Below are 10,737 nucleotides of genomic sequence, written 5' to 3' on the forward strand. Positions count from 1 at the left end.
CGATCGGATGATTCGTGCCGACCAAGGTCGGCACCCACCGGAGCGGAAGACGCACACACCCGCGCTAGCGCGTTATCGCGCGTCGGCGCCCCCGCCCAGCACCTTGAACAACGTCACCCGGTTGCCTGCCTCCTGCTGCTGCAGGGCGATCAGGTCCTGCTGCGCGGCATACAGGCTGCGCTGCGCATCCAGCGCCTGCAGGTAGCCGTCCAGCCCGGTGCGGTAGCGCGCATCGGCCAGCGTGAAGCTGCGCTGGCTGGCGGCCACCAGCGCCCGCTGCGCGTCCATCTGCGTGGCCAGGTGATCGCGCACGGCCAGCGCATCGGCCACTTCACTGAAGGCCTGCTGGATCGCCTTCTCGTACTGCGCGATGCCGATGTCCTTGCCGATCTTCGAGGCATCCAGCGACGCCTTCAATGCACCGGCGTGGAAAATCGGTGCGGTGATGCTGGGTGCGAACGACCAGCCGCGGGTGCCGGCCGAGAACAGCGTCGACAATGCGCTGGAGCTGTGGCCGTAGTTGGCGGTCAGGGTCAGCGTCGGGAAGAACGCAGCGCGCGCTGCTCCGATATCGGCATTGGCCGCCTGCAGCGCGTGTTCGGCTGAAAGCACATCCGGGCGCTGCAGCAGCACGCTCGACCGCAGGTTGGCCGGCAACGGTGCCAGCGCCACGCTACCGTCAAGCGCCTGCGCGGTCGGCAGCAGGGCCGGATCCAGCGGCGACCCCACCAACAGCTGCAATGCATCGCGATCCTGCGCCTGCTGGGTCTGCAATTTGGCGAGCGCGCCGCGCGCGGCTTCCACGCTGGTCTGCACCTGCGACAGGTCCAGTCCCGAGGCCAGCCCCTGTGCATGGCGGGCCTCGGTGCGCTGCAGGGTCTGCTGCTGGCTGTCCAGGGTCTGTTGCGTGAATGCCAGCGACTGCCCATCGGCGGCCAGCGCCAGCCAGGCCGTCGCCACTTCGGCCACCAGGCTGGTGCGCGCCGCACGCTGGTTCTCGGCACTGGCCAGCCAGTTCTGCAGCGCCTCGTTGTTCAGGCTGCGGATGCGCCCGAACAGGTCCAGCTCCCAGCTGCTGATACCGACCTGCACGGTATCGGCTTCGGTTAACTGGGTGGCCCCGGTCTCACTGTTGGCATCGCTCACGCGCGAGCGGGTGACGCTGCCACTGGCGTCCACCGAGGGCAGCAGCGCCGCGCGCTGAATGCGGTACTGCGCCCGTTCCTTTTCCACCTGCAGCACCGCCACGCGCAGGTCGCGGTTGTTCTGCAGCGCCAGCGCGATCACCTGCTGCAGGCGCGGCTCCACGAACACCTCGCGCCAGGCCGGCATCGCCAACCCCGAATCGGCCTCGCCTGTTGCAGCATTGCCGAACTGCGCCGGCACCGGCGCCTCGGGGCGCTGGTAGCGCGGCGCCATGCTCACGCAGCCTCCCAGCACGGTGGTCATGGTGGCGGCCGCCAGGGCGCGCAGCAGCATCGGCTTCATGGGCTTGCCTCCGGGGCAGTGGCTTCGGCCGGCGCGCGGCCCGGGAACAGGCGGCGCACCAGCAGGTAGAACAACGGCACGAAGAACATGCCCAGCACCATCGAGGCGACCGTACCGCCGGCCACGCCGGTACCCAGCGAACGGCGCGCGGCCGAGCCGGCACCGGTGGCGAACACCAGCGGCAGCACACCCATCAGGAACGCCAGCGAGGTCATCACGATCGGCCGCAGCCGCAGGTAGACCGCCTGCAGGATCGCCTCGCGGGTACTCTTGCCCTGTTGCTCGAGGATACGCGCGAACTCGACGATCAGGATGCCGTTCTTCGCCGCCAACCCAATCGTGGTCAGCAGGCCGACCTGGAAGTACACGTCGTTGTTGAGGCCGCGCAGGTTCATCATCAGTACCGCACCGAACACGCCCACCGGTACCGCCAGCATCACCGCGAACGGTACCGCCCAGCTTTCATACAGCGCGGCCAGGCACAGGAACACGAACAGCAGCGAGATGGCGTACAGCATCGGCGCCTGGTTGCCCGACAGCTGTTCCTGATAGGCCATGTCCGACCACGCATGGCTGAAGCCTTCCGGCAAGGTGTCGGCCAGGCGCGCGATCTCGGCCATCGCCTCGCCGGAGCTGACACCCGGCGCTGGCTGGCCGGTGATTTCCATCGCCGACACACCGTTGTAGCGCTGCAGCGCAGCCGGTGCGCTGCTCCAGTGCGTGCTGATCAGCGACGACAGCGGCACCATCTGCCCTGCCTGGTTGCGCACGCTCCAGCGCTCGATGTCCTGCGGCTGCATGCGCGCTTCGGCCGTGCCCTGGATGAACACCTTCTTGATGCGACCCTTGTAGATGAAGTTGTTGACGAAATCGCCGCCCAGCGCCGCATTCAAGGTGTCATTGACGTCCTGCGGATTCACGCCCATGGCCTGTGCCTTGGCATCGTCCACCTTCACCGCGTACACCGGCGCGTCCTCCAGGCTGGCGTAGCGCACATTGACCAGCTTCGGATCCCTGGCAGCCTCCTTCAGCAGCGTGTTGCGTGCGGCCACGGCGGCGGCATGGCCGGCACCGCCCTCGTCCTGCAGTTCCAGGGTGAAACCGCCGGCATCGCCGAGGCCGAGGATGGCCGGCGGCGAGGTGATGAACACCTGTGCATCGGGCACGCTGGCCATGGCCGCGGTCAAGCGCGCGGCGATGGTATCGGCATCGTCCTTGCGGTCGTCCCAGTCCTTCAGGCGGATGAAGGCTTGGCCGACGTTCTGGCCGCTGCCGGTGACACTGAAACCAGCGGTGGCCTGGATCGAGAGCACGCTGTCGTCCTTCACTGCGGCGGCACTGAGGCGATCCATCACTGCACGGGTCTGCTCCAGGGTGGACCCGGCCGGCAGCTTCACCAACGCATTGAGCATGCCCTGGTCTTCATCGGGCAGGAACGCACCCGGCAGGTGCCACAGCAGCAAGCCGGTGACCACGCTCAGCACCAGGTAGAACACCACGCCCAGCGTGCGCCGGCCAAGGAAACCATCCACACGGCGACGCAGGCCGTTGGAGGTGCGCTCGAAGCGGTGGTTGAACCAGATGAAGAACTTGCCCAGCAGGCTCGGTTCGCCGCCGTGGTCGCCGTGCGGATGCCCGCCCTTGGGAATCTGGTGCAGGATGCTGCCGCACAGGGCCGGCGTAATGGTCATCGCCACCAGCACCGACAGGATCATCGCCGCAGCAATCGTCACCGAGAACTGCCGATAGATCACGCCGGTGACACCGCTGAAGAACGCCATCGGCAGGAACACTGCAGTCAACACCAGCACGATGCCGACCAGCGCGCCGGTGATCTGGCCCATGGCCTTCAGCGTGGCCGGCTTCGGGGCCAGCCCTTCGAAGGTCATCACCCGCTCCACGTTCTCCACCACCACGATGGCATCGTCCACCAGCAGGCCGATGGCCAGCACCAGCGCGAACATGGTCAGGGTGTTGATGGAATAGCCGAACGCGGCCAGCACGCCGAACGTACCCAGCAGCACCACCGGCACCGCGATGGTCGGGATCAGCGTGGCCCGCCAGTTCTGCAGGAACAGGTACATCACCAGCACCACCAGGATGATCGCCTCGATCAGGGTGATCACCACTTCCTTCAGCGAGATGGTCACGAACGGGGTGGTGGTGAAGGCCACGTGGGCGGTGTAGCCATGCGGCCAGTACTTCTGCAGCTGCTGAAGCCGTGCATCGATGGCCTTGGAGACGGCGATGGCATTGGCACCGGCATTGAGCTCGATGCCCAGCGAGGCTGACGGCTTGCCGTTGAAGGTACTGATGCTGTCGTAGCTCTCCGGCCCCAGGCCGATCGTTGCCACGTCGCCCAGGTGCACGACGCTGCCGTTGGCATCGGCCTTGAGCACCACCTGCGCGAACTGCTCGGGGGTGTGCAGGCGGCTGCGCGCGGTCACGGTCGCGTCCAGCTGCTGGCCCTTCAGTGCCGGCTGGCCCCCCAGCTCACCGGCCGACACGTCGGTGTTCTGCGCCTGCAGTGCGGTCTCGACATCCGACGGCATCAGTGCGTACTGGCGCATCTTTTCCGGGTCCAGCCAGATACGCATGGCGTATTCCTGGCCGATCGGCTGGATGTTGCCAACACCACTGACGCGGCTGATCTGGTCATCGATGCGCGCTTCCATGAAGTTGGCGACATCGAAGTTGTCCATGCTGCCGTCTTCGCTGGTGAACGACAGCACCTCGAAGATCGAACCACTGGACTTGGTGATGGTCAGGCCGTTCTGCTGCACCGCTTGCGGCAGCGTGGCCATCGCGGCCTGCAGCTGGTTCTGCACCTGCACCTGCGCCGTATCCGGATTGGTGCCGGTGGCGAACACCAGGTTGACCTGCGCCGAGCCATCGGAAGCACTGGTGGAGGTCATGTACATCAGGTGGTCCAGGCTCTGCTGGGACTGCTCGATGACCTGGGTGACCGCGTTTTCCACGGTCTGCGACGAAGCGCCGGTGTAGGTGGCGCGGATGGTGATGGTGGGCGGGGCGATCTGCGGGTAGCGGTCCACCGGCAGGATCAGGATCGCAAGCAGGCCGAGCAGGCTGACCGCGATGGCGATCACCCAGGCAAAGATCGGCCGGTCGATGAAGAAACGAACCATGCGCGGCAACCTCAGTGCGACTTTTCGTCGGTGTTGCCGTTCGGGTCGATCGCCGGCATTGCTGCCAGCTGCGCAGGGGTGGCCGCCACCGCCTTCACCTGCTGGCCCAGCGCTACCGCGCTGCCGTTGCTGACGATCACCCGCTCGCCGGCCTTCAGGCCCTGCGTGATCTGCCACTGGTTGCCCACCACCTGGCCGGTGCTGACCCGGCGCTCGATGACGTGGTCCTTGGCGTCGAGCAGGCGCAGCAGCGGCTCGCCGCGCTCATTGCGCACCACCGCCTTCTGCGGCACCAGCAGCGCGCGCGCATCGGTGGCCATCGGCAGCACCGCCTTCAGGTACATGCCCGGCAGCAGCAGGCCATCCGGGTTCGGAATGACCGCGCGCAGCACCACGTTGCCGGTACCCGGATCGACCGCGCTGCCGACGAATTCCAGCGTGCCTTCATGGGCATAGGTGCTGCCATCCTCCAGCACCACCTTCACCTGTGCCTTGCCATCAATGGCCTTCACCAGGCCGGCATCGAGCTGCTTGCGCAGCGCCAGCATCTGCGTGCTGGACTGGGTGACATCCAGGTAAACCGGGTCCAGCCGCTGGATGGTGGTCAGCGCGGCGTCCTGGCCGGCGGCGACCAACGCGCCGGCAGTGACGCTGGAGGTGCCGATACGGCCGTCGATCGGTGCGGTAACCCGCGTGTAGTCAAGGTTGATGCGGGCGGCCTGCAGCGCAGCGCGCGCAGTGATCACATTGGCCTGCGCCTGCTTCAGCGCAGAGGTGGCATCGTCGGCATCCTGCTTGCTGGCCGCGTCCATGCTCACCAGCGCGCGGGTGCGCTCGGCCTTCGGTTGCGCCGACAGCACGGTGGCCTCGGCCTGGGCCAGCTGGCCACGGGCGGTGTCGAAGGCCGCCTGGTACGGTGCCGGGTCGACCTGGTACAGCAGTTGACCGGCCTTGACCTGCTGGCCTTCGGTGAACAGCCGCTGGCGGATCAGTCCACCGATCTGCGGCCGCACCTCGGACACTTCGAACGGCACTGCGCGGCCGGGCAGGGTCTGCTGCAGCGCCAGCGGCTGCGCGCTGGCGGTGATGATGCCCACTTCAGGCGCGGCCGGCGCTTCGGTCCTGCCGGCGGAACAGGCGGCCAGGGCCAGCAGCAGCGGCAGCAGCAGGGGATGGGAAGAACGGGACAGCGGGCGCAGGAGTGACATGGGGGGCGTGGGAGCCTTGCGTTGACCCGGGCACGCTGCCGTGGAACTGTGCAGAGAATATGGAGATTGTGCGACCGGCTCAGCTGGCGCTTGCTTTCAGCGCCGCATGCGCCGCTAATGGCCCCCGCGATGGCGAAGATTCGACTCAAATTCGGCCTGACCGCGAAGACTTTCCTCGCGATCTTCACTGCCTGCCTGCTGGTGCTGGCAGTGAACGGCATTGCCAGCCGCGTGGCGTTCCAGACCGGCTTCCTGGACTACCTCAACGACCAGGGCGACCTGCGCATGCAGCGCCTGATGCCGCACCTGCAGCGCGAATTCCGCGAGCACGGCGGCTGGGACCACCTGCGCGGTGACAGCGATCGCTGGGCGCGGATGCTGCGCCCGGACCTGGCGCATGGGCATGAAGGGCCGGTGCCACCACTGTCCGACCAGACCGGCGTTCCGTCGCGGCTGGGCCTGTTCGATGCACGGCACCGCTACGTGGCAGGCAATCCCGACGCGACCAGCGATGACGAGCCGCACGCGGTGCAGGTGGACGGGCACACGGTGGGCTGGCTGGGCATGGTGCCGTTCCAGACCGTCATCGCCACCAACGACCTGAACTTCTACAACACCCAGATGCGCGCCTGGTGGGTGATCGGCATCTCGCTGCTGCTGGTGACGGTGCTGCTGGCGTGGCTGGTGTCACGCGCGCTGCGCCAGCGCCTGGCCAAGCTCGCGGCGGCCACCCACCGGCTCGCCGCCGGCGACTACGCCACCCGCATCGAGCGCACCAGCGATGACGAGCTGGACGCACTGGTCAACGACTTCAACCGGATGGCGCAGGCGCTGGACGATACCGAGCGCAACCGCCGTGCCTTCATCGCCGACATCTCGCACGAACTGCGTACGCCGTTGGCGGTGGTGCGTGCCGAGCTGGAGGCGATCGAGGACGGCATCCGCCCGCTGGACCGCGCCAATCTTGGTGCCCTGCAGGGCGAGATCCGCCAGCTGGGCAAGCTGATCGACGACCTGCACGACCTGTCGATGACCCAGTCCGGCGGCCTGGCCTATCGTTTCGCCCCGCTGGACCTGGTGGCGCTGCTGCGCAGCGAGCTCAATGGCATGCGCGTGCGCTTCTCCGCAGCGGGGCTGGCACTGGAAGAGACGTTGCCCGCCACACCGCTGCAGGTGTCCGGTGACGAGCGGCGCCTGCAGCAGGTGCTGGCCAACCTGCTGGAGAACGCGCTGCGCTACACCCATGCCGGCGGCCGCGTACTCGTGCAGGCCGCACGGGTGCCTGCCGGCGTACAGCTGATCGTGGAAGACACCGCACCGGGCGTACCGGCGGAAAAATGTGCGCTGCTGTTCGAGCGTTTCTACCGGGTGGAAAGCTCGCGCAATCGTGCCAGCGGTGGCAGCGGACTGGGCCTGGCCATCAGCCACAACATCGTTCTTGCCCACCACGGCCAGATCCACGCCGAGCCCTCGCCGCTGGGTGGGCTGCGCGTGGTCATCACCCTGCCGGAGCCTGCATGAGCACCTCCCCCGCCAGCACATCGCCCGCCGCACCGGCGAAGATTCTCATCGTTGAGGACGAACCGCGCCTGGCCGCCGTGCTGCGCGACTACCTGGCCGCGGCGGGCATGGTCAGCGAATGGGTGGATGATGGCGGCCAGGTGATCGATGCGTTCGCGCGCTACCAGCCCGATCTGGTGCTGCTGGACCTGATGCTGCCGCAGCGCGATGGCGTGGATCTGTGCCGCGAGCTGCGCGCCAGCAGCAACGTGCCGGTGATCATGGTCACCGCGCGGGTGGAGGAGATCGACCGCCTGCTGGGACTGGAGATCGGCGCCGACGACTACATCTGCAAGCCGTTCAGTCCGCGCGAAGTGGTGGCGCGAGTGGTGGCGGTGCTGCGCCGCTACAGGCCGGACCCGGCCGCGCGCACCAACAGCGGCCTCCACATCGACGAACCGGCCGCGCGTGCCACCTGGAACGGCAAGGGCCTGGACCTGACCCCGGTGGAGTACCGCCTGCTGCGCACCCTGCTGGCCACGCCCGGCCGGATCTGGGCCCGCGATGAACTGCTTGACCGCCTCTATCTGGACCACCGCGTGGTGGTCGACCGCACCGTCGACAGCCATGTGCGCAACCTGCGCCGCAAGCTGGCCGATGCCGGCATGGAAGGCGAACCGATCCGATCGGTGTACGGGATGGGTTACAGCTACGAACCGTAACCGGTAGTGCCGGCCGCTGGCCGGCAATCGCGGAAATCCATGAGGTTGCCGGCCAGCGGCCGGCACTACCGGTGCCTCTGCCGCGTATCATCGTCGCGAATGCCCTGCTTTCCGGAGACACCGATGAACCCGCTGCGCCCCTTCCGCGACAAGATGCCCGTCCTCGGCGAGCGCGTGTACATCGATCCGGCCTGCACCGTCATCGGTGACGTGGAGCTGGCCGACGACGTGTCGATCTGGCCGGGCACGGTCATCCGTGGCGACGTCAACTACGTGCGCATCGGTGCGCGCACCAACGTGCAGGACGGCACCATCATCCACGTCAGCCACCACAGCCCCTACAACAAGGCCGGCTACCCGACGCTGATCGGCGAGGGCGTCACCGTCGGCCATGGCTGCATCATCCATGCCTGCACGATCGGTGATTACAGCCTGATCGGCATGGGCGCCTGCATCCTCGACGGGGCCCGGGTGGAGCGCCACGGCTTCGTCGGTGCCGGTGCCGTGATCGGCCCGGGCAAGGTGGTCGGCGAGGGCGAACTGTGGGTCGGCAACCCGGCGCGGCCGGCGCGCACGCTGAGCGACAAGGAGATCGAATCGCTGCATTACTCAGCCGACCATTACGTGCGGCTGAAGGACGAATACCTGGGCTGAGCGGCCAACGCCGCCATGCGGCTCTGCTAAAGTCTGGGCCCGACCAGGATCTGTCGAGACCCCCATGCCTGTGGCTGCCTGCCGGAGAGGACTCCGGCGCCCACATCGAAGGCCATCGCACTGATGGCCGCACCGATGCTCGACACCTACCGCGAGGTGGTGACGCCGGAGGGCGTGCTGCTGCAGTTGCCAGCGGCCGGCCCGCTGCCGCGGGCGATGGCCTGGCTGGTCGATCTTGGCGTGCGCGTCGCCGTGCTGGTGCTGATGTCGATTCCGCTGGCGCTGCTGGACACGTTCGGTTCCGGCCTCTACCTGGTGCTGATGTTCCTGGTCTACTGGGCCTACCCGATCGTCTGCGAGGCGCTGTGGGGCCGCACCCTCGGCAAGCGCGCGCTGGGGCTGCGCGTGCTGTCGCGCGATGGCGCGCCGGTCGGCTGGATGGCATCGATCACCCGCAACCTGCTGCGTACCGTGGACATGCTGCCGTTCGGCTATGCACTGGGCCTGGTCAGCAGCCTGTTCGACCCCCATGGCCGCCGCCTCGGCGACCTGGTCGCCGGCACGGTGGTGGTGCATGCGCCCGCGCTGTACCTGCCGCCGCCGCCGACCATCGACAGCGTACTGGCCCCGCCGCAGCCGCTGCGCCCGGATGAACAGGCGGCGTTGATGGCCTTCGCCGAACGCGCGCCGCGGCTGTCGGCGGCGCGCCAGCAGGAACTGGCCGGAATCGCCGAGCCGCTGACCGGTGCGCAGGGCCAGATCGGCGTGCTGCGCCTGTATGCCATGGCCAATTGGCTGCTGGGGCGGCGATGAAGCAGGAACAGTTCGTCGCCCGCTACCAGCAGGAATGGCAGGACCTGGAGCAGTGGCTGCTGCTGCGTACCGGTGCCTCGCGCCGCGCCCGCCGCAAGGCCAGCGGCCTGGCACTGGATGACACCGCCTTCCCGCAGCGTTACCGGCGCCTGTGCCAGCAGCTGGCGCTGGCCCGCGAGCGCGGCTACAGCCCACAGCTGGTGCAGCGCCTGCAGCAGCTGATGCAGCAGGGCCACAGCGTGCTGTACCGCACGCGGCCAACGCGCTGGCGCGCCGCGCTGGAATTCCTGGTGGCCGACTTCCCGCTGCTGGTCCGCAGCCAGGCGCGCAGCATGTGGGTGGCGCTGGCGATGTTCGCGCTGCCGGCACTGGCCTGCTTCGTGCTGGCCCAGGTCTATCCGGACCTGATCCACATGCTGATGGACAACCGCCAGATCGCCGCGATGGAGCGCATGTACGACCCCGCCGCCGAGCGCCTGGGCCGCGACAGCGGTACCGACTGGATGATGTTCGGCCACTACGTCATGAACAACATCAGCATCGCCCTGCGCACCTTCGCCAGTGGCCTGCTGGCCGGGCTGGGCACGCTGCTCGTGCTGTCCTTCAATGGCGTCACCATCGGTGCGGTGGCGGGCCACCTGCAGCACATCGGCTACGGCGGCCCGTTCTGGCGCTTCGTGGCCGGGCATGGCGCGTTCGAGCTGACCGCCATCGTTATTGCCGGTGGCGCCGGACTGCAGCTGGGCATGAAGCTGCTGGCACCGGGCCGGCGCAGCCGGCTGGATGCGCTGGTCGACGGCGGCCGCATCGGTGCACGGCTGTGCCTCGGCGTAGCCTTCATGCTGCTGGTCGCCGCCTTCATCGAAGCGTTCTGGTCATCGATCGCCGAAGTGCCGGCATGGGGCAAGTTCAGCGTGGCCGGCGTGCTGTGGGCTGGCGTACTGCTGTGGCTGTGGCGTGGCGGACGCGGAGCCGGCGATGCGCATTGACCACCTGGACGTGGTGCTGCGCGCACGCAGCAGCTGGGAAGCCATGGAGCTGGGCAGCGCCCTCGCCCGCCGTCACGCGCGTGCGGTGTGGGGCAGCTGGCTGCTGGCCAGCGCGCCGCTGTTCGTGGTCTTCAACGCACTGGGTTGGTGGCTGGATGCGTTCGGCTGGGCCTGGCTGGCGATGTGGTGGTGCAAGCCGCTGTTCGAACGCGCGCCG

At 68.0% G+C, this 10,737-nt stretch carries 8 protein-coding genes and 1 pseudogene; 6 read left to right on the forward strand and 3 right to left on the reverse strand.

The genetic code is table 11. From position 1 onward, the window contains the following. Positions 1-72 precede the first annotated feature (72 nt). From smeC to smeA, 3 genes are read right to left on the reverse strand one after another with little or no spacing between them, the layout of a single operon-like run. Positions 73-1,488: a multidrug efflux transporter outer membrane subunit SmeC gene (gene smeC, locus N7590_RS20840; RefSeq protein ID WP_279935858.1), complete on the reverse strand. Its 1,416-nt coding sequence runs from the start codon at positions 1,486-1,488 to the stop codon at positions 73-75. Continuing rightward, a complete protein-coding gene (gene smeB / locus N7590_RS20845; protein ID WP_164242684.1) occupies positions 1,485-4,634 on the reverse strand; it encodes a multidrug efflux RND transporter permease subunit SmeB in 3,150 nt (1,049 codons plus the stop codon). Before smeB ends, smeC begins: the two co-directional genes overlap by 4 nt. 11 nt (positions 4,635-4,645) lie before the next feature. After that, positions 4,646-5,842 carry a multidrug efflux RND transporter periplasmic adaptor subunit SmeA gene (smeA, locus tag N7590_RS20850; RefSeq protein WP_164242683.1) on the reverse strand — a complete coding sequence of 399 codons (1,197 nt, stop codon included), beginning with the start codon at positions 5,840-5,842 and terminating at the stop codon, positions 4,646-4,648. 117 nt (positions 5,843-5,959) lie between these two features. On the opposite strand from smeA, the gene baeS reads away from it, so the two are divergent. The 6 genes and pseudogenes from baeS to N7590_RS20880 all read left to right on the forward strand — a co-directional run. After that, positions 5,960-7,363 carry a sensor histidine kinase efflux regulator BaeS gene (gene baeS / locus N7590_RS20855; RefSeq protein WP_053451089.1) on the forward strand — a complete coding sequence of 468 codons (1,404 nt, stop codon included), beginning with the start codon at positions 5,960-5,962 and terminating at the stop codon, positions 7,361-7,363. Continuing rightward, the gene (locus tag N7590_RS20860; RefSeq protein ID WP_053511443.1) at positions 7,360-8,064 is read left to right on the forward strand and encodes a response regulator; all 705 of its coding nucleotides are present in this window, start codon (positions 7,360-7,362) and stop codon (positions 8,062-8,064) included. Before baeS ends, N7590_RS20860 begins: the two co-directional genes overlap by 4 nt. Before the next feature lie 123 nt (positions 8,065-8,187). Beyond that, positions 8,188-8,718 carry a gamma carbonic anhydrase family protein gene (locus N7590_RS20865; protein WP_006475442.1) on the forward strand — a complete coding sequence of 177 codons (531 nt, stop codon included), beginning with the start codon at positions 8,188-8,190 and terminating at the stop codon, positions 8,716-8,718. 123 nt (positions 8,719-8,841) lie between these two features. Beyond that, positions 8,842-9,531, forward strand: a complete 690-nt coding sequence (locus N7590_RS20870) for an RDD family protein (protein ID WP_006475444.1) — start codon at positions 8,842-8,844, stop codon at positions 9,529-9,531. Then, positions 9,528-10,520 carry a stage II sporulation protein M gene (locus tag N7590_RS20875; RefSeq protein ID WP_164242682.1) on the forward strand — a complete coding sequence of 331 codons (993 nt, stop codon included), beginning with the start codon at positions 9,528-9,530 and terminating at the stop codon, positions 10,518-10,520. The genes N7590_RS20870 and N7590_RS20875 overlap by 4 nt, the downstream gene beginning before the upstream one ends. Further along, positions 10,510-10,737, forward strand: a pseudogene (locus tag N7590_RS20880) (DUF4129 domain-containing protein); the annotation flags it as partial. The gene N7590_RS20875 and the pseudogene N7590_RS20880, both read left to right, overlap by 11 nt.

Source organism: Stenotrophomonas sp. GD04024 (genome assembly GCF_029837545.1).
Taxonomy (GTDB): domain Bacteria; phylum Pseudomonadota; class Gammaproteobacteria; order Xanthomonadales; family Xanthomonadaceae; genus Stenotrophomonas; species Stenotrophomonas forensis.